Here is a 24,575-nt window from a genome sequence, read left to right on the forward strand (position 1 = left end):
ATTTTAATTTTTGGCTCATCGTTTATGAAATTTTGCATTAAGGTAAGAACATCTGGTGAGATGTTGGGATTTGAGATGTAATATTTGAGATTTTACTGATTCATTTCGCATAGCCGCTACCGGTTACTTCTTTAATATATCCGCATCCGCACTGGAAGAAAAAGAATAGGGATAACTGCTTTCCAGGGTTCCTCTTGTTTTATTGGGAGCAGCGCCCATGGTAACATTAAAGCTGCCTCCTTTCTCTATATCAAAATGGCTGATCCAGTTGTTTTCATATTTTTTTCCATTAAGCTGGGTAAGCTGAACATATTTAGCGATCTCGCTGTTGTCGGGAGCGTTAATGATAAACTGTTTGCCATTCTCCAACTGCAAAGTGGCCTTTTTAAATAAAGGCGCACCCAGTACGTACTGATCAGTGGCAGGGCATACAGGGTAAAATCCCAGCGCCGAAAAAACATACCAGGCAGATGTTTGCCCGTTATCTTCATCGCCGCAATACCCGTCGGGCGTGGGTTTATACATCCTGTTCATCACCTCCCTCACCCAGAACTGGGCTTTCCAGGGCTCACCTGCATAATTATAGAGGTAGGTCATGTGCTGTATGGGCTGGTTACCATGCGCGTACTGCCCCATATTGGCGATCTGCATTTCCCTTATTTCGTGAATAACAGCGCCGTAATAGCTGTCATCAAAAACAGGAGGCATTACAAAAACGGAATCCAGCATCTTCACAAAATTAGCTTTGCCGCCCATCAGGTCCGACAATCCCTTCACATCATGAAAAACACTCCACGAATAATGCCAGCTATTGCCTTCCGTAAATGCATCTCCCCATTTAAAAGGATTGAAAGGCTTTTGAAAACTGCCATCCTCATTCTTTCCCCGCATAAGCCTGGTTTCGGTATCAAACAGCTTCCGGTAGTTCTGGCTCCGTTGGGCATACAGTTTTTGTTCCTCCCGGGGCCGGTTAAGCGCTTTTGCCAGTTGATATATGGTAAAGTCGTCATAGGCATATTCCAGCGTACGGGCGGCATTTTCATTGATCTTCACATCGTAGGGCACGTAGCCGAGCCTGTTATAATATTCAACTCCTTTTCGTCCGGTACCGTGCGGGCCTTCGTTATTGGCGCCATGCAGCAATGCTTCATACAAAGTGTTGATATCGTAATTGCGTAAGCCTTTAATATAAGCGTCGGAGACCACAGAGGCCGAGTTGTTGCCTACCATTACCGGCCTTGCACCCGGACTGCTCCACTCCGGCAGGAAGCCGCTTTCTTTATAGCAGTTAATGAGCCCTTCCTGCATTTCTTTATTAATGGAAGGATACGCCAGGTTGAGAAATGGATACAACGCCCTGAAGGTATCCCAAAAGCCGGTGCCGCCGAACATATACCCCGGTAGCACTTTGCCGTTGTGGGGGCTGTAATGAATGATATTGCCCGAAGCGTCTTTTTCGTATAATTTGTTGGGAAAGAAAACCATCCTGTATAAAGTGGAATAAAAGGTACGTACCTGGTCTACCGTTCCGCCTTCCACCAAAATACGGCTGAGGGTATTGTTCCAGGTGTTACGGCCTTTTTGTTTAACGGTTTCAAACGGATCGTCACCGATCTCCCGTAGGTTAAGCTCCGCCTGCTCATAGCTGATAAATGAGGATGCCACTTTAGCATTAACACGCTCCCCGCTGTTAAAAATTTTGAATGCCACTACCGCGCCGGCATGATTGTCTTCCACTTCCATCCGGGTAAGATCCAGATTATCTCCGTTAAAAGTGGCCACGTTGCTGAAAGGGTGATCGAACTCAATAATGAAATAGTTCTTAAAATTATCGGGCACTCCCCCGCTGTTGCGGGTAGAATAACCAATGATCTTATGCTGCTCAGGGATGATCTTTATAAAGGAGCCTTTATCAAAAGCGTCTACTACCACAAATGCGCTGTCTGTTTTGGGAAAGGTAAACCGGAAGCGGGCTGCTCTTTCCGTTGGTGTTATTTCGGTAGTAACGTCATAGTCGGCAAGATAAACGCTGTAATAGTAGGGCGTTACCGTTTCCGCCTTATGGCTGAACCAACTGGCGCGGTCATCTTCTTTAAAACGCAGTGTACCGGTTACCGGCATGATGCTGAACTGCCCGTAATCATTCATCCAGGGCGAAGGCTGGTGCGTTTGCTTAAATCCCCTTATTTTATCGGCGCTGTACTGGTATTGCCAGCCGTCACCCATTTTGCCGGTTTGCGGCGTCCACATGTTCATCCCCCACGGCAATGCAATTGCGGGGTAGGTGTTACCGTTAGACAGGCTGTGTTTGGAATCGGTGCCCATTAAAGGATTTACCCAGTCTGCAGGGTCGGTAACTTTGGTTACCATTTGGGCCATAGAGGCAAATGTAATACTGCAGAACAAAGCAAATAATATAACTTTTTTCATAAGCGTGCTATGTATTTATTCTGCGAATATACCGGAAAATAAAAACTACATAAAAGCAGAAAAAATGGGGATATAACTTCCGCCGCCGGAATGCGTTTATCGTTTAAAAATTATTTTAAATGGTTATCATTTTTGCGGGACAGAGTCCCGGAAGAACATATGAAGCACGAAGTCTGGAGACTGCGTACAGCGGTTTTCGTTCTACCTCAGTGATTCCGTTAATGATGTAACCTCCCACAGATAATGTAGAAACAAGCAGTGATACTTCGATATATCCGGCAAGAAGCCCCGCAATACCGGAAGAGTGTTCTCTATGGTCGGCCTGTATAGAAATTAGCATAGGAAAGCAATTGTAACGAATTCCAGCGGCCCGCAAGCAAGCCGATTCACAAACACAACTTAAACCAGCCACGAATGCACGAATATTTAATATATTTTAGCACAAATTCATTCGTGAATTCATAGCATATTAAACTTCTTTAGGCTTTTGTTGTACAGAATTCATAGTGTATTCAAACTTAAGCAAAATTTTTGTGAGATAAAAACCGGGTGAAAGCAAAACGACTTACTATTGCGTTCAACACAGGTTTCCATTATCACTTTTTTACAGATGCTATTTCAGAAGAAGTTAGAGTGCTTATTTTTTTCAATTCTAATAAATCATCTAAATTACCCCTCTATAATTACACAGAATGAGAACACTATTGATCTTCGCTATATTATTAGCTGCTACCAGCCTCCACGCTCAAAAATCCAAAAAGAATGTAACCTTTTATGTTTACGACGAGAACTGGAAAGGCTGCAAGCCGGAAGAGGCCAAATACCTGGCCTCCCAGCAAAAGCTTGGAGATACAGCGTATGAATGGAGATATTATCATTTCGACGGACCTTTATTATCAATAGAAACCTATAAAGACAAGGAAGCCAGTATTCCGCATGGATCGTTTACTTATTATGGTGCGGATGGGCAAATGGACTCTTCCGGCTACACTTTTGAAGGTAAAAAGAATGACTGGTGGTATTATTACACGGATTCTTTTACGCTTTGGAAGAAAGAAAAATATGATATGGGAAAGCTGCTGATCCGTATGGATCTTGCATCAATAGAAGCCGAAAGAGAGGAGAACAGGAAGAAAGGGGAAACAGAAAAACATTGGGATGAAGTGGAAGCGGTGTTTAAAGGAGGAACAGAAGACTGGGTTAAGTATATTCAGAAAAATATCAATTTCCCTGACCGTGCAAGGAATTTGAAAAAAGAAGGTAGCCTCCTGCTTCAGTTTGTAGTAAATACAGATGGTACTACCAGCGATATCACGATATTGAGGTCCATTGAATATTCACTTGATGAAGAAGCTATACGCCTGATAAAAGATTCGCCCAAATGGCGGCCAGCCCACCAGGATGGCAAACTCGTTAGGGCGTTCAGGCGTCAGCCATTGGTGTTTCAATTACCCAAATAAGCTGATATTGCAAGATGCTGTGCCTAAACAATCGCGAAGCTTTTCGGACGCCGCCTTAGTGGCGGTTAGTTCCGTTTAAATCTTCACTTTAAAACACCAAACACAATACCGGATAGCATTGTAATTTACACCTAACATGTTGCCACTTTAAACCGTCTATACTTATGCGAAATATTTCCGTTTTGCTTTTGGCCGCAACTTTCTCACTCTCAGCGAGCGCACAAACACCCAAAATTCCTGATGCTTATTTCAGAGATGGTTTTGATGCCCTGGTGCAAAAAGCAAAAATAGTGCTGAGCCATGCTTATATGGTGCAGCAACTTGTGTTTGAAACGGATACTATTCCCGGCTGGGAAGGCTTTTCGGTGAAATTGTATGAATATCAAACGGGTAATGACCTTTATACCGGCAGGCCAAAAAAAGGAAAAGTATACCTCTTAAATCCTTCTCCTGAAAAGCTGGCAATGTGGGTGGCCAACGCCTGCTGGAATGCCAAACATAGCGTGGATACGGTTTACACTTATAAATTGTTGAAATGGATTGACGGACAGTCGAACGCGCAATTCCCGGTAAAGGGTGTGGTATATGAAGATCAGTACACCAAAGATTTCCAGGAACCTTATGCTTTTAAAGACGGCGTAACGGTGTACATCAAAGACAGCACAATGTGGCCAAAAGATAAAACCTGTACTCCGGAGCAGCTCGATTTTTATTTGCGCATTACCAATGCAGACCTGAAACCGCAAACCGGTCAGTATGCCCGTATCAGCAGTACTACCCGTGAAGATTATAAAGCCAGCGGAGGTGAAGATGCAGGCAGCAAAGATGACCGCAAGCAAAAATGGCTGGAAGTAGTTCGTGAGCTGTATAAAAAAGCATGGCATTCAGATCACAACGAACTCATTGAAATGTGGGCAAAGAGGCATTTGGAATGAAACAGTACTTAATTCTGCTTTAACAGGTTTATGAGGTATTGTTATTTTGTTTGAATTTCCTTTTTATTACCCAATTCTTTTTTCCCTGTATTCATTAGGTGGCAATCCCATTACCTTGGTAAACATTCTTGAAAAATAGTATTGATCTTCTATACCCACTTCCTGTGAAATTTCCTTTATTCTTAGTTTAGTGAAAAGCAAATACTGACAAGCCTTTTGAACCTTCAGGTGATTAAAATATTCCATAGGAGAAAAACCCGTTTTTTTCTTGAATAAATAAGAAAAATGTGAAGCTGATAAGTTTACCTCACAAGCGATCTCTTCCAGGGATAATATGCTGTGCGTATGCTTGCTTAGAAAATCAATCGCAAGGTCAATGGAATCTTTATTGCTCAATTTACCTGAGATATCGTATTTATCGTTAAAAAGAAATGTAGAGAAAAAATGCCACAGGCACATATTGGCACACATCAGGTTATCATTGGAATATCCTTTTTCTAATTGTGTATACATTTCATTAAACAGCTCGATATTTCTTTCTTTAAACCGGATAACACCTTTTAGTCCGTTCTTTTTTTCGATGTTAGAAGCAATTTTATCAGAAACCGTTCCTTTAAAGTGAACCCAATAAATACTCCAGGGATCTTTTTCATCGGCAGTATAGGAGTGCGGTGTTTTAATGGGAATGATAATGAAATCGTCTGCTTCCATTTTATATTCCTTGTTGCGGATGATAACTTCTCCTTTCCCGTCACGGCAGTAGATCAATATATATTGTTCCGCACCGTTCAGCCGTTCCATATAATGAAACTTAGCTTTTGGGTAATACCCTATATCCGTAATATACAGGGCGTTGATCATTTCATTTTTTACACATTTGCTGTTAATTACCTGCTTAGGAATTACAATAAATTTTTGCCCCTGGAAGCCTTCTTTCTTTTTAATCGCGTGTTCCATATTTGAATATGAATATTTAAAAATAGTAAGAAAATCCATCTAAACCGAATGTTACTCCATTAAAAAATTATAACAAGGGGATAACTTTGGGTGTAGAAATAAATTTGTTTTACTATGAACCGGGGAGAAGTAAAAGCATGGATAGAAAATATCAGCATTCCCACCTACCCTACAGGTATACCTGAAAAAAATCCCATGTTCCTGGAAAGGAGAGTATACCAGGGCAGCAGTGGTGTGGTATATCCTTATGCTGTGATAGAAAAAATTGAGGATACAAAAACCGATAAAATATACAAAGCGGTTTTTCTGGAAAATCGTTATTTGAAAATAATGATCCTGCCTGAGCTGGGCGGCAGAATACAAATGGCTTATGATAAAGTAAAGCAACGGCATTTTATTTATTATAACCAGGTAATCAAGCCGGCATTGGTGGGGCTTACGGGGCCCTGGATTTCTGGTGGTATAGAGTTTAACTGGCCGCAGCATCACAGGCCCTCTACATTTGAACCGGTAGACTATACAATTACAGAAAATGAAGACGGCAGCAAAACGGTGTGGGTAAACGAAGTGGAGCGTATGTTCAGAACCAAGGGTATGGCCGGATTTACGATATACCCCGATAAAGCCTATATAGAAATAAAAGGCAGATTGTATAACCGAACTCCGTTTCCACAAACCTTTTTATGGTGGGCTAACCCCGCAGTTAAGGTGAATGATCACTATCAATCCGTTTTCCCTCCGGATGTTCATGCAGTTTTTGATCACGGTAAGAGGGATGTATCTTCTTTTCCTATAGCTAAAGGCGTTTATTATAAAGTAAACTATGCACCCGGCACTGATATTTCAAGGTATAAAAATATTCCTGTACCTACTTCATACATGGCTGTAAGCTCAAAGTACAATTTTATGGGCGGCTATGAGCATGACAGCAAAGGCGGATTATTGCATGTGGCAGATCATCACATAGCCCCCGGTAAAAAACAATGGACATGGGGCAACGGTGCATTTGGCCATACCTGGGATGAGAACCTCACAGATGAAGACGGACCCTATATAGAATTAATGACGGGTGTTTACACAGATAACCAGCCCGATTTTTCGTGGATACAACCTTACGAAGAAAAAAATTTCGTGCAATATTTTATGCCATATCGTGAAGTAGGTATAGTGAAAAATGCTACCAAAGAAGCGGCTATCAATCTTGAGATAAATGGGAACGAGGCCGAGATCATATTGTATGTTACATCGGAGTACGAAAAGATTAAAGTAGATCTGATAAAAGCTGAAGCATGTTTGTTTACTGAAACCATTTCATCCTCTCCTGAAAATCCTTATCTCAAAAAAGTTACGCTAAAGGATGGCATACTGCCGGAGGAAATAAAATTGTTGGTCACAAACCTGGCTACAGGCAAAGAATTGGTAAGTTACCAGGAAGAGAAATATGCAGAGCAGCCTATTCCGCCACCGGCGCAACCTGCAAAAAGGCCTGCCGATGTTGAAAATAATGAGCAGTTATTTTTAACAGGCCAACACCTGGAGCAATACCGCCATGCTACGTATAAACCTACTGACTATTATGAAGAGGCCCTGAGAAGAGACCCCAAAGATGCCCGCAATAATAATGCGCTGGGCTTGTGGTATTTGAGACGCGGACGTTTCGCCAAAGCAATACCTTTTTTCAAAAAGGCGATTGAAACGGTCACGCAGCGTAATCCCAACCCCTATGACGGGGAGCCTTATTACAACCTGGGATGGGCGCTTAAAATGCAGCATAAAAACGACGAAGCGTACGATGCCTTTTATAAAAGTACCTGGAACGATGCCTGGCAACACGCAGGTTATTTAAACCTTGCAAGAATTGCAACACTTAAAAAAAACTATGAAGACGCTTTGGATCTTATTGAGAAATCTTTGGTGAAGAATTATCATAGTCATACGGCAAGGCATGCCCGGGTTTTTATTCTCCGCAAGCTAAATCAATATAAAAAGGCGCAGGCTTGTATTAACGAATGCCTGGAATCAGATCCTTTCAACTTTGGTTGTTTATTTGAAAAACATATTTTGCTGGCAAATGAAAAGGGTCAGGCTCAAACTGCGGATGATGTATTGAATCACTTAAAAAACATCAGCAGGAATAATGCGAATAATTTTATAGAATACGCTTTTGATTATGCGCATGCTGGACTGTATGAAGAAGCCCTGCAACTGCTTTCCATCTACAAAACACATGATGATAAAAATACTTTAATAGAATATTATGTTGGCTGGCTTGCCTGCCAGGCGGGGAACATGCAACTGGCAGTAGAATCTTTTCAAAGAGCTGCATCACTTTCGCCTGATTTTGTTTTCCCTAATAAAATAGAAGATGTGCTGGTGTTTAAGAAGGCGATTGAGTTCAATCCCAATGATGCTAAGGCATATTATTATCTCGGCAATTTCTGGTTTGATAAAAGACAATACAAAGAAGCCATGGAATGTTGGGAACAATCAGCACAGATCAACGATCATTTTCCAACTGTACACCGTAATCTGTCACTGGCTTATTACAATAAAAGCAACGATGCAGGTAAGGCATTACAATCTATGGAAAAGGCATTTTCATTAGATGCCACAGATGCCCGGGTATTGATGGAATTAGATCAACTGTATAAAAAACTGAACAGGGATTATAGAGAAAGACTTGCGTTTTTGAATACACATCTGTCTTTAGTGGAACAAAGGGATGATCTCTGCCTTGAGAGAATAACATTGTATAATCAATCAGGAAATTATGCCAAAGCAAAATTGCTTTTGAGTGCTCGTAAATTTCATCCATGGGAAGGCGGAGAAGGGAAAGTAATTCAACAGCACATCATCTGCCACCTGGAACTTGCAAAGCAATCTATTGAAGAAGGCAGATATGAAGAAGCATCGCAGTTGTTGAACCAGGCAGAAAATTATCCATCCAGTCTTGGTGAAGGAAAACTGGCAGGAGCGCAGGAAAATGATATTCACTATTGGAAAGGCATGGTATATGAGAAACTGGGTAACAAAGAAAAGGCAAATCAATATTATCATATGGCAGTAAAAGGGATCAGCGAACCTGCCCGGGCTATTTTCTATAATGATCCCCAGCCTGATAAAATATTTTACCAGGCATTGGCATGGATAAAGCTGAACAGCCCTGAGAAGGCTACAGCCATTTTCAAAAGCCTGATAGCCTTCGGAGAGCAGCATATTAACGACAACATCAGTATAGATTATTTTGCTGTTTCATTACCCGGTTTATTAGTGTTTGATGCCGACCTGAACCTGCTGAACAAAATTCATTGTTATTATTTAACGGCACTCGGAAATCTTGGTTTGGGAAAACTGCATGCGGCCAAAGCCACTGACTTTTTTGCGCAGGTACTTCACCTGGATAACAACCACCAGGGCGCACTTACTCATAAAAAAATGCTGTTAACAGCGTATTCAATTTTTACAGGATCGTAAAATAATCCATCAAACACCAAAAATCATCCATCAATAGAACAGGGGTATAAGTATAAATTTGACTTTCAATTCTAAAATTGATTGACTAAAACATTGCTGTCATGAATAATCAAAATCTTTCTACAAAAAATCAAGCTTTTTCTTCGAAATTTTTACTGCTGTTGTTTTCTTTTCTTTTACCTGGCTACTTGTTGCTTGCCCAGCAAAGAACACTTACCGGAAAAGTCAGGGATGAAAATAACAATCCATTGCAGAGTGTTTCTGTAACGGTTAAAGGAAACCCCAATGTTGGTAGCACTACTGACATTAATGGAAATTTTTCAATCAGGGCTTCTGTAAATGATGTGCTTGTGTTTGAGTTTGTAGGGTACCGAAAAGAGGAAGTTAAAGTGAGCGGCAACTCAAACCTGAATGTGGTTTTACATTTGCTGGAGACTAAGCTTGACGAGGTTGTTGTAATTGGTTATGGTACCAAATTAAAAGGAGAGTTAACAGGCGCCGTGTCTAAAGTAGATAGTAAAGCGTTTGAAACCAGACCACTTACCAATACGATGAATGCTTTGCAGGGTACTTTGCCTGGTGTAACAGTTACAAGAGGAAGCGGCAGACCCGGCTTTGAGAACTATTCCGTGCAGGTACGTGGCGCATCTTCTGTGGGCGGTAACAGGGTGCTGATTTTAATAGATGGTATTCCCGGTGATCTCAGTCTCATTAATCCAAATGATATTGCGGATCTCACCGTTTTGAAAGATGCCGCGGCTTCCATTTATGGAGCACGCGCCGCCGATGGAGTAATAATAGTTACCACAAAAAAAGGTAAGAAAGGAACGCCCTCCATTTCATATTCAGGGAACTATGGAATAAAAACTCCCCAATATTTAAAAGAGAGAACAAACACTTTGCATCTTGCCGAAATGTATGATGAAGGTATGAGAAATGTGAACCAGCCTGGCGTTTCTGAAGAAGTGTTTGAAAAGATCAGGAACAACGCAGCGCCTGATCCTACAGGATGGCTGAAATACCTGGAAAATTTCCCCGGCTTTTACCAGTCGCACGATTGGAATGATGCGGTATATGGACCAGGCGCTCAGCAAGCACATAACCTCAGTATATCCGGTGGCGGCGATAACAGCTCATATCTTTTCTCCGCAGGATATCAAAGAAACGAGGGTGTGTTCAGGCATGGAGAAAACCATTCCAGCCGGTATAATCTTCGCCTGAACTATGATTTTAAAATTTCCGACAGGATAAATATTGAAACAAGAACCAGCTTTGAGAACCAGCCTATAACTACTCCTACCGCGCTTGGCAGCATATTATATTATGTAAACCAGATGGGCAGCTACGTTCCCATATATAATCCTTTGGGGCAGTTGTATAAATACCAGGGAGGTTTTAGAAATGCTGTTCAGTATCTTGAGGAAGGTGGTCTGAATAAGGAGAATGCCTACCGGATCTCTACTAACCTGAAAGGAAATATTAAGCTGCTCAATGATTTGCTATTGGTAGGCCAGGCTGGTATAATTATAGATTTTAATGACAGGAAGGAAACACGCCCTACATTCGCCCAGCATAATTGGGATGGCAGTGATTTTGACGTGGTAAATAACCCCAATAACGCTTTGTTTACGAATTCCAAAAATATTTACCAGAATTATACGGCTTATCTTGATTATAATAAAACTTTTGCAGGTAAACACAAGGTGAATGCAATGGCAGGAGCTTCACGGGAAGGAAAGACGTACGAGAATCAATCCATTACCGGATATAATTTTGCCAGCAATGAAATATTTACATTAAATCTTGCAGACAGAACAAAAACGCAATATGCTAACTTCTCCGGTGGCGCATCAGATTGGGCCCTGCAGTCATATTTTGGCAGATTGAGCTATTCCTTCGACAAAAAATATTTGATAGACTTTACAACGAGGATGGACGGCAGTTCAAAATTTTCAGAGAGTAAACGCTGGAGCGCTTTGTTCCCCTCTGTAGCCGTAGCCTGGAATTTGTCGGAAGAAAACTTTATTCAGTCACTGAATGTTTTTGATAACCTGAAAGCGCGCTTATCATGGGGGCAATCCGGAAACCAGGAATTGAGTTTCGGCAATTATGACTATATCTCCCTGATCTCTATTTCCGGCACTTATCCTATGGGTGTACCCAATGTAGGCTTGCCGGGTGCAGTGTCCAGCATTGCTTCGCAAAGCCGTACATGGGAAACGATTGAAGCAAAAAATGCAGGTATTGATTTTGCAGTCCTGGATTCAAGGTTAAGCGGAAGTTTTGACTATTATATCAAGAGCAATAACAACATGCTGGTGAATGACCAATTGCCGGCAACGCTGGGCGGATCTGCACCCACACAAAACATCGGTAAGTTAGAAACAAAAGGTTGGGATTTTTCTATAGCATGGAATGATAAGATAGGCAACCTCAGGTATAGCGTTTCTGCGATGCTCAGCGATAGCAAAAATAAATTAGTGGAGTTGAAGGGAAACGATGCTTACGGAGAAGGATTGATTTATACACGTAAAGGGTATTCCCTCAATTCTTATTTTGGTTACCAGTTTGATGGCATTATTCAAAATGAAGAACAATTGACCGCTTATAAGCAATTAGGCAATGTGCCTTCTAACCTGGGTGTTGGTGATGTAATGTTCAGGGATGTTGATGGTGATGGAAAAATCACTGCTTTTGGTGATGCTTCAAAAGGAACTCAGGGCGATATGGTGTATCTGGGGAATCTGCTTCCCAGGTATGTGTATTCATCAAACATCAGCGTATCCTACAAAGGATTTGACCTGAGTGTATTCTTACAGGGTATAGGAAAAAGGCAGGGTATCAGAACAGGAGAGATCAGCGTGCCGCTATGGCAGGTATGGATGCAACCCCTGGAATACTTCTATGGTAAAAACTGGACGCCTGAAAATCCTGATGCAAAATATCCCCGCATTGTACCCGGTGCTGTTGGCTTTGACGGAATACGTAACTGGAACTGGAGGTACTCATCCATGCGCATGAACAACCTTGCTTATCTTAAACTTAAGGTAGTTACTTTGGCTTACAATTTACCTCAACATTTAGTAAGTAAAGCTAAAATGCAAAATGTGCGTGTATACGTAAGCGGTCAGGATCTGCTTACTTTTTCAAAGGATACATGGAACAATTCATTTAATCCTGAAGAAACATGGGAGCGTTCTGACGAACAGACCTATCCTTTTAACAGTGTAATTTCTTTTGGACTGGATATCAAATTCTAAACCATTAACTACTAAGTATCATGAACCATACATATTTTAAAGCATGTATTTTTTCAATCCTGCTATTAACAGGATGTAATAAGGGGCTGGATCTTGTACCTAAGGACGCTATTTCCGATGCCACATTCTGGAAGACAACAGCAGACTTTAAGCTGGCTGCCAATAACCTGTATTTCTCACTCGAAGGATTTAATACATGGGATACCTATGCCGACTTAGCCTACGATGTTCCTAACTCCGTTAGTAATGGAACTTACCAGACAACAGAGAGTGACAGCAGGTGGACCAATGCATATATTTATATACGGCGTTGTAACAAAATTATAGCAAAGGCAACAGAAGCGCCCATTGCTTCGGAGTTAACACAATTTATCGGTGAGGCAAAATTTTTCAGAGCATATAATTACTGGATGATGTATAAGCTTTTTGGCGAAGTGCCCATTATTACGCATGAACTGGATATTGACGATGAAGAATTGTATTCAGCAAGAGCAACACGGAAAGAAACGGTTGATTTTATTTTAAAAGATTTAGAAGAAGCAGCAACCAACCTGCCCGAAAGAAGCACTTTATCAAGCGGCGATGTTGGCAGAATTACAAAAGGCGCTGCCAATACGTTGAGAGCGAGGGTTGCCTTATTTGAAGGTACCTGGGGAAAATCAAGAGGGGATGCTAATGCCAATGCCTACCTGGATGTTGCTATTAACGCGGCAACAACGGTTATGAATAGTGGGCAATACTCCCTGTATACGGGTGAAGGTGCACAGAGCTACAGGTATTTTTTTATTGATGAAGGAGATGATGCATCTGAAGCCATATTAGATCGCCGTTATCAGGTAAACATTTCTAACCAAACATTTCCAAGTACGGTGGGTGAAGGACATTTATTACCTACCAAAAAGTTAGCCGATATGTATTTGTGTGCAGATGGCTTACCTATCACGGAGTCTCCTTTGTTTAAGGGGTATAATCAAACCGGTTCTGAGTTCGAAGATCGCGATCCCAGGATGACAATGACTTTCGTTGTTCCCGGCACAGGCGCTATGCAGCTTTGGTATCCGGAACCGGTGGCAAGCTGGCCTTTCTATCCCCAGCGTAATGCCAATACAGGGTATACTACGTTTAAATTTTTGTCTGAAGATCCGGCATCCAATGCATCGCCGTTCACCCTTGGTTATGGTTACGACCGCCATATTTTAAGATACGGTGAAGTGCTTCTTATTTATGCAGAAGCCACATTTGAAAAGAATGGTACTATTAGTGATGACGACCTTAATAAATCAATAAATTTGATCCGTCAGCGGGTTAATATGATTGAATTGACCAATGGATTTGTAAATGCCAATGGATTGGATATGCGTGAGGAACTCAGGCGCGAAAGAACCATAGAACTGGCGCTTGAAGGTTTCAGATATGATGATCTGCGGAGATGGAAAACAGCGGAATACGAAATTCCAACAGATGTAAAAGGTATCAAAATCGTTGGAACGCCATGGGCTAACCCTATTGTGGTAGAAGGCCAGGATAGAAATCCTTATACCGATGCAAGCTGGCAAAACAGAACAGATGCCAATGGGTTTATTATTGTGGAAAGCGCCTCAGGAAGAAGCTTTAATCCTGAAAAACATTACCTGATGCCGCTGCCTACAAAAGAAATTTTGATCAATCCTGCATTAAAACAAAATCCCGGGTGGTAAGCTGTTTTTAAGGATGCTGTATATTGATATGCATCTATATTGAAAAAATAATGCTATAAAATGAATTTGTATTATGAAAGGCTTTTCAATCCTGTTGTTTTTGTCTCTTTTTAGTATTGCAGCCAATGCGCAGAAGTATGTGCTGCTTTCTCCTGATAAAAAACTGTCGGTTGAAATTGAAAGCAACCGGCAGGGAATAAAGTTGAAAATGACAAAAGGAGCGGATCCTGTTCTGAGTTTGTCGGACCTTGGCATGATTAGCGATCAAACGAAAGCAGAACCCCTGCAGGTAAAAAAGATAAAAAGGAATACGGTAAATGAAGATATTAAACCGGTTGTTAAAGAGAAGAGCGAAACATACAGAAATGAATACAACGAACTGGTGCTCACATTCAAATCAGATCAGTCGTTAACATTCAGGCTTTTCAACGAAGGAATGGCCTATCGTTTTTCAACGTCGGCTAAAGACAGTTTGACAATAATGAAGGAAACCCTCAGTATACAATTGAACGAGGGCGATTCCATCCGCTTCCAGTCTGAGAAATCTTTTAACTCAGCATACGAACAACCCTATGAGTTCAAAAAGCTGAGCGAATTAGATCCAGCCAGGCTTTACAACCTGCCACTGCTTGTAGAAAAACAGGATGGTAAATTTGTGATGATCACTGAATCGGATCTTTACAATTACCCTGGCTTGTGGATGAAAAGTGCCGGGGCGTCACAAATTTCGGCTACTAATCCACGTTATCCTAAAACACTGGTAACTACAAAAAACCGCTACGCCAGCGGGCAGGTGGGCGAAACCTACGATTATATTGCAAGAGTAGCCGGTAAACGAAACTATCCCTGGCGGATTTTTGCAGTGGCAGACCAGGAAGATGAACTGATCAGTAACAATATGGTTTATTTGCTGGCTTCGCCTACTGAGCTCAGGGATGTTTCATGGATCAAACCGGGTGTGGTTATGTTTGACTGGTGGGGCAAGAATAATATTTACGGCGTTGATTTTAAAGCAGGCGTTAACACCGAAACAGCCAAATACTTTATAGATTTTTGTGCTGAAAACGGATTTCGCTATTTTCTTTTTGATGATGGATGGAGCCCCAAAGATGACCTGCTGCATCCTGTTGCCGGTTTAAATATGGAGGAGGTTACCGCTTATGCAAAAACCAAAGGAGTAGACGTGATGGTATGGGTGATCTGGAATACACTGAGGGACCAATGGCAGGAGGCTTTTGACCAGTTTGAACGTTGGGGGATCAAAGGGATCAAAACAGATTTCATGAACAGGGATGATCAGCAGATGGTGGAGTTTTACGAAGCGCTTGCCCAAAAAGCTGCAGAAAAAAAGATGGTAGTTAATTTTCATGGTGCTTACAAACCTTGTGGGTTAAGCCGCAAATATCCGAATGTGTTAACACGGGAAGCATTGATTGAATTTGAACAAAGCGGTGTATCCAACAATGATAATCCTGAACACCATAATCTTTTGCCTTATATCCGCATGTTTACCGGTGCAATGGACTATATCCCTGCTACCATGCGTAACGGAAATAAAAATAATTTCAGACATTTCTGGGATTACCCGATGGGCTGGGGTACAAGGGCGCATGCCATGGCCTTGTTTATAATTTTAAATAGCCCTATGACGATGTTGCCCGGTTCACCTTCTGATTACTACCGGGAGAAAGCGTGTACGGATTTCCTTGCAAGAATACCTGTTGAGTGGGATGAGACCAAACTTTTAATGGGTAAGATCAGCAAATACACGGTGTTAGCACGCAGATCCGGAAGCGATTGGCATATCGGGGCGATCACCAACGATGACCGGCGAACATTAGAGCTATCCACTGATTTTTTAAAACCCGGTAAATACCAGGTAGAGATTATTGAAGATGGAATAAATGCAGGCACTGCAGCAACCGATTATAAGCGCTCCCGGCATGAGATCAACGCAGGAGAAACACTGAAGCTTACATTGGCAGCAGGTGGCGGCTGGCTGGCAAGGATCACTCCGGAAAATAAATAAATGGAATTATTAAAAGAAGAAAATTTCAGAAGTACTATAAAAGGCGGAGAAGTAAAATTATTTACACTTCGTAATAAGAGTGGTGGTGTAGCACAGTTTACCAATTACGGAGCCCGCTGGCTGTCTATGTGGGTGCCTGATAAACACAACCAATGGGCAGATGTGGTACTCGGATTTGAAAGCCTGGAGGAATACCTGGGCGCCAAAGAAAAATATTACAGCGCAGTTGTAGGCCGTGTGTGTGGGCGGATTGGTAAGGGAATTTTTGAATTGGAAGGCGTGAAATATCAACTGACAAATAATGATCTGTTCGGGAGTTCCGTAAAAAATCATTTGCACGGAGGTTTTGATGGATTCAGTTTCCAGGTTTGGAGTGGTGCGATATTAGTAAACGATAAGGGAGAAGAGGCCGTAGAATTTAAATATCTTTCAAAAGATGGAGAAGAAGGATACCCCGGAAATATTGAAGTAAAAGTGAGGTATACGCTGGGTAATGATAATTCAATGCGAATAAATTATTCAGCGCATACAGATAAAGCAACCATCGTTAATCTTACCAATCACGCTTATTTCAATCTTCATGGTGATGTGGATAAAAATGTATTGGATCATGTTGTTTGTATTCATTCTGAAAATAGTGTGGAATGTGATGATGAATTAATTCCTACAGGTAATATAATTTCTATAAAAGATACAGCACTCGATTTCACCCGGCCGATAACTATCGGATCCCGTATTGGTGAATCGTTTCCCGGACAATTGTTCCCGGGAAAAGGGTATGTAGTATCTTATGTTTTGAATAATTCCGGTAAAGCTTTACAATTAGCAGCAACGGTAGAAGAAAAAGAAACCGGAAGGATTATGGAAGTATATACCGATCAGCCGGGTATCCAGTTTTATAATGCATGGCTGTTTGATGGAACGGATGTGGGTAAAAGCGGGCAACGGTATTTCAGCAGCAGTGGCCTTGCATTGGAAGCCCAGGGCTTTCCCGATGCGCCCAATCATTACCAGTTCCCATCCATAGGGCTGCTTCCGGAAGAAGAATATCAGCAAACAACTATATACCGGTTTTTGATAAGATAGATTTTTATCCTGGGACAATAACCATCCCACGATTCTTTTGCAATGAGGAACTTATAAAGAGTGCTTTCTTATTCAATTATAAAATAGTGGAGCAAACAGCACACTACAGATTATACTAAAAGTTATAATGAATGAATGCAGCCATCAATGATAATACGCATCAGGCCGGTAAAAAATATTCCTATAACACCCGTTATATTTTAGGCATTTCTTTTATTTCTGCTTTGGGCGGTTATTTGTTTGGGTTCGACTTTGCAGTAATTGCAGGCGCTTTACCTTTTTTGCAAAAGCATTTTTCATTAGACGCTTATTGGGAAGGTTTTGCAACTGGAAGCCTCGCCCTCGGCGCTATCATCGGCTGTATGGTTGCAGGATCTGTATCGGATAAATACGGGCGTAAGCCGGGACTGTTGATTGCCGCGGCTATTTTTGCTCTTTCCTCCCTGGCGATGGCATTCTCTTTTTCAAGAGATGCTTTTATTGCCGCCCGGTTTTGTGCAGGGATAGGTGTGGGTATGGCTTCTATGTTATCGCCTATGTATATTGCAGAAATTTCTCCGGCGCATATACGTGGTCGTATGGTTGCCATCAACCAGTTGACAATTGTGCTGGGCATTCTTTTTACCAACCTCATTAATTATGCATTACGCAATTCCGGCGAAGACGCCTGGCGCTGGATGTTCGGGTTAGGTTTTGTTCCGGCTGTTTTATTTTTTATTGGAGCGCTGTGGTTGCCCGAAAGCCCGCGCTGGTTGATGAAAGCAGGAAAAAACATACAGGCAACCAGGGTACTGGGAAAAATAGGAGATGCAGGCTTTGTAAATGAATCTGTAAGCAATATTGCAACATCTTTAAAAGGCGTTGCTAAAACCCGTTATGCAGACATTTTTAAAAAAGCTGTATTGCCTGCTGTTTTGGTAGGTATAGGACTGGCAGTATTTCAGCAGTTATGCGGTATTAATACGGTTTTCAATTATGCCCCTAAAATATTTGAAAGTATCGGCGCCTCGCAGGACGATCAATTATTGCAAACCGTTTTTATCGGGGGGGTAAACCTGGTGTTTACGATACTCGCGATGTTACTTGTTGATAAATTAGGCAGAAAGCCTCTCATGTTGATTGGCGCGGGTGGTCTCGCCATTACATATGTAATTATAGTAATCCTGTTGGGAGTGTATTCACCGCAGGTATCCTGGTTTTTATTAGCCGCCATTGGCATTTACGCGATGTCGCTGGCGCCTGTAACCTGGGTGTTGATCTCTGAAATATTCCCTAATAAAGTACGTGGCGAAGCTACAGCCGTTGCAGTAGTCAGCCTGTGGGCCGCATATTTTATCCTCGTTTTTACTTTTCCTGTTTTATTTGAGAAACTACAGGAAAAATCATTTTATATCTATTCCGTAATATGTGCATTGGGGCTTTGTTTTATTTGGTGGAAGGTGAAAGAAACAATGGGCAAAACCCTGGAAGAATTAGAGAATGTAATGGAGTAAAAAAGAATAGTAACATTAGACAATCCATGCTTTTTAAATTCCTCCAATGTGAGGCTGTAAGGGGAGCCGCCGAATGCATTCAGCTCATACTGTTTGGGGGTATGGATGCACGGTTCAAATGTTTCACGCAAAGACCGCAAAGGAGCAACGGGCGCTAAGTGAAAGCAAACCCATTACCCCAGAAATATCCGTGTAGCTTTGTGGCTCAACCCTAAAACTCAAACGCTCTTTTTCCTATATTCCACCTTACGCCCGTTGAAAAGAAAAATTCGCTGATCTTCGGCTGGCCCTGCACGTTATAGCTGCGATTGGCAAGGCTAACATCTATAAACAAATTTTGCAGCAGCTCATAGGAAGCTGAGAAGGACGCAAGAAGCGATTGTACAGGAGTTCCTGTACCGATAAAGAAGCCATAGTCCCGCGGGCGGCTTTCATAGCTCCTGAAAACATCCCCGCCCATATTTACACCTGCCGAATCAAGTCCTTTTTTGTAATACAACAGCTTTCCTGTAAGATATAATTTGTTTAAGGGCCGATATTTTAAAACAGCGATATATTCTTTGAAATTTGCACCGAGCGGATGTGCCAGCTCGGTATTATAGTGCGTAAACCCGATGCTGCTATCACGATGGGCATACATAAAAGGACGCACCAGGTTTACCTCCGCCTGCAGATCAAGGTTCTTAACGCCTAATACATCAATATATTTACCTCCCAGTTGCAATGCCTGCTTATTCCACCAACTGCCATTGCTATAGTTTTTTATATCCTTTAAAATAAATTCACCTATTACAAGGTTACCATATAGCTGGAGGGTTTTAAAGAGATTGGATTTAACATCAATACCCACCGTAGCTTTTGAGCTTCCGCTGCCCAACTGCATTTCAATTGACCTGTAAAAAATAAACGGATTGAAATAGCTCAGCTCTATACCATTTCTGCCATTATATATCACATTCTCATATACACCTACATTCAGCCAGCGGGCAAGCTGCACACTCAGGTGATGAAATGCCATATAGTTCTTATACCGGATAGTATCCCTGTTGCGTGAAGGATCAAATGGCGCTATCAACTCCGCATATACAGTTTTGTAAGCAAATTTGCGCAACTGCACATCCATTTGCAGGTATAGGAAATTATTGCTGAAATCACTTAATAAAAGGCTTCTGTATCCGTTTCCTAAAAAAAGCTTATCATATCCAAAGCGGAAATTGATGAACTTAGAAGCCGCGAAGTCTATTCCGCCCCTTGCATCAAAATAATCATAGCCTCCTCCCTGTAAAAATTTAAAATAACCGGCATTCGGAATGCCGATCCGCTTTCTTACATACCGGTCCACATATAGCGGGTCTCTTTCCTGGTTTTCTGTAATATAGGTATAGAAGCCAAGCTTTTTACCAATATTACCCCGTAATGTAATACCCCTCGTGTTTGTATAAATCGCTTTATTAACCTCTGAAGATTTACCTACCTGCAGGTTCAGTACAGGATCAATCATTAAGGTAAAATCATCAGAATGTGTTTCATATAAATGAGCGGGTGTTTTAAAAAAAGTATTCCATACCGGCCTGCGTACCTGAAAGGATTCACCCCGGTCTTTCGTCCAGTCGGAATTGTTCATCAGCAGGCTTTGTATATTGTGCCGGTCAACCGAAGAAAGCTCAACTGGTAATTCACCTGCCTGGTCTAAAGAATCTAACAGGGCTATCCGTTCCGTATATACTTTCCTGTTATACGGCTTAACCGTAGAAAAAGAAAGCACAGAATCATTCTGCAGCTTTATATCCAGCCTGTCTAACAATTGATATTGCTTGTCGCCTAAGCTGATCCTGTCCGACTGGGCAAAAGCAGTTGCAGATAATGCCGCGAAAACAAGTACGGATGATAATGTTTTTATTAATCGCATTTGAGGTGTGTCTTTGATATTTTGACAAATATATAAGATGCTTAAAGCGGCGCCACCGGCGCTAAACGTTATAACGGCTAAAGCAACGCTATAGTTTGCGCCTCATTAAATATATCCGCACAAAAAAGGGAATGCTTTCCTAACGCAGCGTGGGATCCGCTTCCAGCAAATGCTTCGCTTTTTGATGCAGCGCTTCACTCAATGGGGTAACAGGCAAACGCAATACATTCCTGATCAACCCGAGGTGGAACAGGAAAGATTTAACGCCCGCAGGATTGTTTTCTGAAAAAAGCAATTCGTATGTTTCGAGCATGGCGTCGTTAAGCAGTTTTGCTTCCCTGAGCTTACCGGCTAAGGCTAAACGCACCATATCGGAAAATTTGCGGGGCATACTATTGGCTATTACACTGATGAGCCCGTCCATACCACAGGCCAACTGGGGTAGTGCAAGCGTATCATCGCCGCTGCATACCAAAAAATCATCGGGTCTGTTTTTGAGCAACTGCATGCTTTGCAGCATATCGCCTGCAGCATCTTTTATACCGGCAATATGAGGCACTTCCTTGGCCAAACGAATGGTGGTTTCAGCGGAAAGGTTGCGTCCTGTTCTGCCCGGCACATTATATAATATAACAGGTTTGGGAGAGGCTGCGGCCACCGCCTTATAATGCTGGAACAATCCTTCCTGTGAAGGTTTACTGTAATAAGGGCTAACGCTTAATACCGCAACCGCTTCATCTAAGGGAAATGTTTTTAATTCCTGCACGGTTTCAGCCGTATTATTTCCGCCAATTCCCACTACCACCGGCACACGGCCGGCCACTTTGGCTAATGTATGTGCTACTATTTTTTTCTTCTCTTCTTTGCTAATCGTTGGGGCTTCTCCTGTTGTGCCCATGCTTACGATATACTCCACGCCATTATTGATCATGTGATCAATCATCACATCCAATGCCTGGTAATCAATGCTGAAATCATTTTGAAATGGGGTGATCAATGCTACGCCGGTTCCTCTGAGTTGTGTTCTTAATGACATGCTGCTTTCTTTATTGCTGGTATATATATAGTTGTTGGTTGCAGGTTACAGGTTTCAGGTTGTGAGACTTATTGAGGTAACTCTTCCCAGAAGCCCATTTTGCTGTACTTTTCAATGCGTTGCTGCACCCGTACTGCCGGGTCAATGGCCTGCAATTCTTTAATAAGCGGGATAAGGTATGATTTTAGCGTTTGTGAAGTTTCTTCATAATTCCAATGGGCTCCACCGTATGGTTCGGGTACCACGTCGTCTACCAGTCCAAATCCTTTCATATCGGTGGAAGTTAACTTTAACTGCTCCGCAGCAACCTCTTTCTTTTCCCAGCTACGCCATAAAATGGAGCTGCAGTTTTCGGGGGAAATAACCGTATACCATGTATTTTGCAGCATCAGCACCCTGTCGCCCACGCCTATGCCAAGCGCTCCGCCACTGGCGCCTTCACCAATGATCACACAAATAACCGGCACTTTCAGGCGCATCATTTCATAAATGTTACGGGCAATGGCTTCTCCCTGACCACGCTCTTCCGCTTCCGCTCCCGGAAATGCGCCCGGCGTATCAATAAGAGTAACAACGGGTTTATTAAATTTTTCAGCCAGCCTCATTAACCGCAGCGCCTTACGGTAACCCTCAGGATTAGCCATGCCAAAATTGCGCAATTGCCGCATCTTGGTATTGATGCCTTTCTGGTGACCGATGATCATTACCGTTTGACCGTCTAACTGTCCAAAGCCTCCCACTATCGCCTTATCATCCCTTACATTCCGGTCGCCATACAGTTCTATGTAATTGGTACACATTCGTTTAATGTAGGCATGGGTATAGGGCCGGTCGGGATGGCGGCTTAACTGCACCTGTTGCCAGGGCGTAAGATGCTGTGTAATTTCCCTGCGTTTTTCAAGAATGGATGCTTCAAGCTGCTGTATGGTATCCGTGTAATCCATTTTTGGATTTTTCTCGGCCATTTGCTTCAACTGTGCTACCTGGTCAAATAACTCTTTAACCGGTTTTTCAAATTCCAGGAACTGTCTTTGTTTAAATTGGGGCATAAGCTGTTAAATATGCGGATGGCAAAAATAATATTTAATGAGGAAACCCCGGCAGAATTATATGTGCAGTAAAAAAGAGGTGGCAAGTGTGAGGGTTTAGGGTGCAGGATGCAGGTTTCAGGCATCACAATAGACGGTGAATCAGAAATCTCAAATCAAAGATACGGTCAGACCCTCCTTACGTCGGATGCCCACCGTATCTGCAATATCTTATTGTTTCAAGGAATAAAAACTCAGGAGGCGGATATTATTCAGGTTACTGTAGTCGTATTGATATAATCCGTTTTTGCCAACGATCATCGCTTTTTTATTGGCTGCTATTACATCATAAGGCTCATCACTTTCTATTTGCTGTAGCTGTTTCAGCGCACCCGGGTCTGATGCATCGTATAATCTTACGCCGCTTGTGCCGTCACATACAAAAAGCAGGTTGCCGTCTTTAGATAAGCCCGTTGGGCCTGTAAGCAGGTAGGTTTTTACCAATACGGGGTTCATCAGGTCCTTCACGTCTACAATGTTCAGCTCATTGTTATTTCCGCCGCAGGAAGAGCCGCCGCGTAGCGTAACATAGGCATATTCGCCGTCTGTTACTACAGGATCGCAGGCTCGGCCATGGGAGAAAGTGCCCAGTTGCACGGGAAATGTGGGATTGGCAAGATCATACATAAACATTCCTGTAGAAGAGCCAAGGAATAATTTATCTTCAAAAGGATATATCGTTTCCAGGTCGAAGCCCGCATAAAAAGTGGTATCTAACCGCGGTGTGGCCGCAACCGTGATATCCACAATGCCCACACTGTGCGGTTCCCTTATGGCATACAGGTAATCATTCATTAATACCATGCTTGCCATGGAACCGGCAGTGCCGTTAGCGCCGGGCAGTGCAGCAGCGAAGCCGGCGTTATTTAATGCCATCATATCACCACCCGCCTCGTAATATCTATCTGTATATGCTATAACAGTATCTTTCTTAATCCAGTCAACAGCTATGTATTCATCATTAATAGCTGAACCATAGCCGTATATATACATCTTGGTCATAAAAAAATTAGCAATCCGGTTGGTAACGCTCACCTTTTTCGGGTTGCTGATATCTATGGCGAGCAGGTCGCTGTACATATCGGCGTACAGGGTATTGCCTTTAACGGCTATATCCCGGTTACCGGGTATGTTCAGGAAAGCAACCTGGGAAGGCTTAGACGGGTCGCTGTTGTCAATAATATGAATGCCCTTATCTACCTCGTTCAGGTAAATAAATTTACCCTTGATATAAATTTTCCCCGCCTGCTGAACCGCTTCGGAAGGGTTGCCGTTTATAGCCGCCAGAACATCTGCTTTGGCCTTTAATACAGGCGCCATTATAGTGTAAGTAACAGTATGCGTAGCGGTTGTTTTATCCTTTATGCAACCGGTGGGGAAGACGAGCATGAAGCCCGTTGCCAATAACGCTAACAACAATGATGAAATTCTTTTTGTCATAGCAATCATTTTCAATGCCTGACAATATGAGGAAAGAAAGCGTTGCACTTGCGTTCAATTCTTTTCTAATCGCATAATACATTCTATCCGTGTGCTTTCTTATATACAGCAGGGCAACTGTGATAAGAGTTCCCCGTTGAATCGTTCAGCGCCAGGGCCATAGCTGCCCACAATGGCTTTTCATGAAGACTCCGGCGCGACCTAAAGATGATGCCTTTATTGACGCCAATGGAGAATAAATGATCAGTATGCAACGGGCGGTTCACTCTTCGAGCGCCCTT

14 protein-coding genes are annotated in these 24,575 nt (G+C 42.3%); 8 read left to right on the forward strand and 6 right to left on the reverse strand.

Annotation, left to right across the window (positions count from 1 at the left end; translation table 11 throughout):
* Window positions 1–123: 123 nt before the first annotated feature.
* Window positions 124–2,430, reverse strand: a complete 2,307-nt coding sequence (locus PLE34_RS04040) for a GH92 family glycosyl hydrolase (protein WP_324554486.1) — start codon at window positions 2,428–2,430, stop codon at window positions 124–126.
* A gap of 692 nt (window positions 2,431–3,122) precedes the next feature.
* Between PLE34_RS04040 and PLE34_RS04045 the strand changes: the two genes are divergently transcribed.
* A complete protein-coding gene (locus PLE34_RS04045) occupies window positions 3,123–3,890 on the forward strand; it encodes an energy transducer TonB (RefSeq protein ID WP_324554489.1) in 768 nt (255 codons plus the stop codon).
* Between the two features lie 164 nt (window positions 3,891–4,054).
* Window positions 4,055–4,825, forward strand: coding sequence for a cellulase (locus PLE34_RS04050; protein WP_324554492.1), 771 nt, complete (start codon window positions 4,055–4,057; stop codon window positions 4,823–4,825).
* A 66-nt stretch (window positions 4,826–4,891) separates the two neighbouring features.
* On the opposite strand, the gene PLE34_RS04055 is transcribed toward PLE34_RS04050, so the two are convergent.
* Window positions 4,892–5,782 carry an AraC family transcriptional regulator gene (locus PLE34_RS04055; protein WP_324554494.1) on the reverse strand — a complete coding sequence of 297 codons (891 nt, stop codon included), beginning with the start codon at window positions 5,780–5,782 and terminating at the stop codon, window positions 4,892–4,894.
* Window positions 5,783–5,896: 114 nt separating this feature from the next.
* Between PLE34_RS04055 and PLE34_RS04060 the strand changes: the two genes are divergently transcribed.
* The 6 genes from PLE34_RS04060 to PLE34_RS04085 all read left to right on the forward strand — a co-directional run bounded on the left by PLE34_RS04060 (window position 5,897) and on the right by PLE34_RS04085 (window position 18,821).
* Complete coding sequence (locus PLE34_RS04060) at window positions 5,897–9,256, forward strand: DUF5107 domain-containing protein (protein WP_324554496.1); 3,360 nt, start codon at window positions 5,897–5,899, stop codon at window positions 9,254–9,256.
* A 101-nt stretch (window positions 9,257–9,357) separates the two neighbouring features.
* On the forward strand, window positions 9,358–12,516 hold the full coding sequence (locus PLE34_RS04065; RefSeq protein ID WP_324554497.1) for a SusC/RagA family TonB-linked outer membrane protein: 3,159 nt from the start codon (window positions 9,358–9,360) through the stop codon (window positions 12,514–12,516).
* A gap of 20 nt (window positions 12,517–12,536) precedes the next feature.
* Window positions 12,537–14,213: a RagB/SusD family nutrient uptake outer membrane protein gene (locus PLE34_RS04070; protein ID WP_324554499.1), complete on the forward strand. Its 1,677-nt coding sequence runs from the start codon at window positions 12,537–12,539 to the stop codon at window positions 14,211–14,213.
* A gap of 73 nt (window positions 14,214–14,286) precedes the next feature.
* Window positions 14,287–16,242 carry a glycoside hydrolase family 97 protein gene (locus PLE34_RS04075; protein ID WP_324554502.1) on the forward strand — a complete coding sequence of 652 codons (1,956 nt, stop codon included), beginning with the start codon at window positions 14,287–14,289 and terminating at the stop codon, window positions 16,240–16,242.
* Window positions 16,243–17,328, forward strand: a complete 1,086-nt coding sequence (locus PLE34_RS04080; RefSeq protein WP_324554504.1) for an aldose epimerase family protein — start codon at window positions 16,243–16,245, stop codon at window positions 17,326–17,328.
* Window positions 17,329–17,459: 131 nt separating this feature from the next.
* The gene (locus PLE34_RS04085; RefSeq protein ID WP_324554506.1) at window positions 17,460–18,821 is read left to right on the forward strand and encodes a sugar porter family MFS transporter; all 1,362 of its coding nucleotides are present in this window, start codon (window positions 17,460–17,462) and stop codon (window positions 18,819–18,821) included.
* Between the two features lie 211 nt (window positions 18,822–19,032).
* Here PLE34_RS04085 and PLE34_RS04090 read toward each other — a convergent pair whose 3' ends face one another.
* The 4 genes from PLE34_RS04090 to PLE34_RS04105 all read right to left on the reverse strand — a co-directional run bounded on the left by PLE34_RS04090 (window position 19,033) and on the right by PLE34_RS04105 (window position 24,294).
* Entirely contained in the window at window positions 19,033–20,730 is a 1,698-nt protein-coding gene (locus PLE34_RS04090) for a hypothetical protein (RefSeq protein ID WP_324554508.1), read from the reverse strand.
* Window positions 20,731–20,869: 139 nt separating this feature from the next.
* On the reverse strand, window positions 20,870–21,766 hold the full coding sequence (gene dapA, locus PLE34_RS04095) for a 4-hydroxy-tetrahydrodipicolinate synthase (protein WP_324554509.1): 897 nt from the start codon (window positions 21,764–21,766) through the stop codon (window positions 20,870–20,872).
* A gap of 68 nt (window positions 21,767–21,834) precedes the next feature.
* Window positions 21,835–22,815: an acetyl-CoA carboxylase carboxyltransferase subunit alpha gene (locus tag PLE34_RS04100; protein ID WP_324554510.1), complete on the reverse strand. Its 981-nt coding sequence runs from the start codon at window positions 22,813–22,815 to the stop codon at window positions 21,835–21,837.
* A 210-nt stretch (window positions 22,816–23,025) separates the two neighbouring features.
* Window positions 23,026–24,294 (reverse strand): LVIVD repeat-containing protein, encoded by a 1,269-nt coding sequence (locus PLE34_RS04105; RefSeq protein ID WP_324554511.1) that lies wholly within the window; start codon window positions 24,292–24,294, stop codon window positions 23,026–23,028.
* Between the last annotated feature and the right edge of the window lie 281 nt (window positions 24,295–24,575).

The sequence above is a fragment of the Agriterribacter sp. genome, assembly GCF_035445465.1.
In the GTDB taxonomy this organism is placed as follows: Bacteria; Bacteroidota; Bacteroidia; order Chitinophagales; family Chitinophagaceae; genus Agriterribacter.

Bases quoted from the DNA above. Each gene is read 5' to 3' on its own strand.
- dapA (WP_324554509.1), bottom strand. From the start codon at position 21,766: ATGTCATTAAGAACACAACTCAGAGGAACCGGCGTAGCATTGATCACC.
- PLE34_RS04080 (WP_324554504.1), top strand. From the start codon at position 16,243: ATGGAATTATTAAAAGAAGAAAATTTCAGAAGTACTATAAAAGGCGGA.
- PLE34_RS04040 (WP_324554486.1), bottom strand. From the start codon at position 2,430: ATGAAAAAAGTTATATTATTTGCTTTGTTCTGCAGTATTACATTTGCC.
- PLE34_RS04045 (WP_324554489.1), top strand. From the start codon at position 3,123: ATGAGAACACTATTGATCTTCGCTATATTATTAGCTGCTACCAGCCTC.
- PLE34_RS04090 (WP_324554508.1), bottom strand. From the start codon at position 20,730: ATGCGATTAATAAAAACATTATCATCCGTACTTGTTTTCGCGGCATTA.
- PLE34_RS04070 (WP_324554499.1), top strand. From the start codon at position 12,537: ATGAACCATACATATTTTAAAGCATGTATTTTTTCAATCCTGCTATTA.
- PLE34_RS04105 (WP_324554511.1), bottom strand. From the start codon at position 24,294: ATGACAAAAAGAATTTCATCATTGTTGTTAGCGTTATTGGCAACGGGC.
- PLE34_RS04100 (WP_324554510.1), bottom strand. From the start codon at position 22,815: ATGCCCCAATTTAAACAAAGACAGTTCCTGGAATTTGAAAAACCGGTT.
- PLE34_RS04065 (WP_324554497.1), top strand. From the start codon at position 9,358: ATGAATAATCAAAATCTTTCTACAAAAAATCAAGCTTTTTCTTCGAAA.
- PLE34_RS04055 (WP_324554494.1), bottom strand. From the start codon at position 5,782: ATGGAACACGCGATTAAAAAGAAAGAAGGCTTCCAGGGGCAAAAATTT.
- PLE34_RS04060 (WP_324554496.1), top strand. From the start codon at position 5,897: ATGAACCGGGGAGAAGTAAAAGCATGGATAGAAAATATCAGCATTCCC.
- PLE34_RS04050 (WP_324554492.1), top strand. From the start codon at position 4,055: ATGCGAAATATTTCCGTTTTGCTTTTGGCCGCAACTTTCTCACTCTCA.
- PLE34_RS04075 (WP_324554502.1), top strand. From the start codon at position 14,287: ATGAAAGGCTTTTCAATCCTGTTGTTTTTGTCTCTTTTTAGTATTGCA.
- PLE34_RS04085 (WP_324554506.1), top strand. From the start codon at position 17,460: ATGAATGCAGCCATCAATGATAATACGCATCAGGCCGGTAAAAAATAT.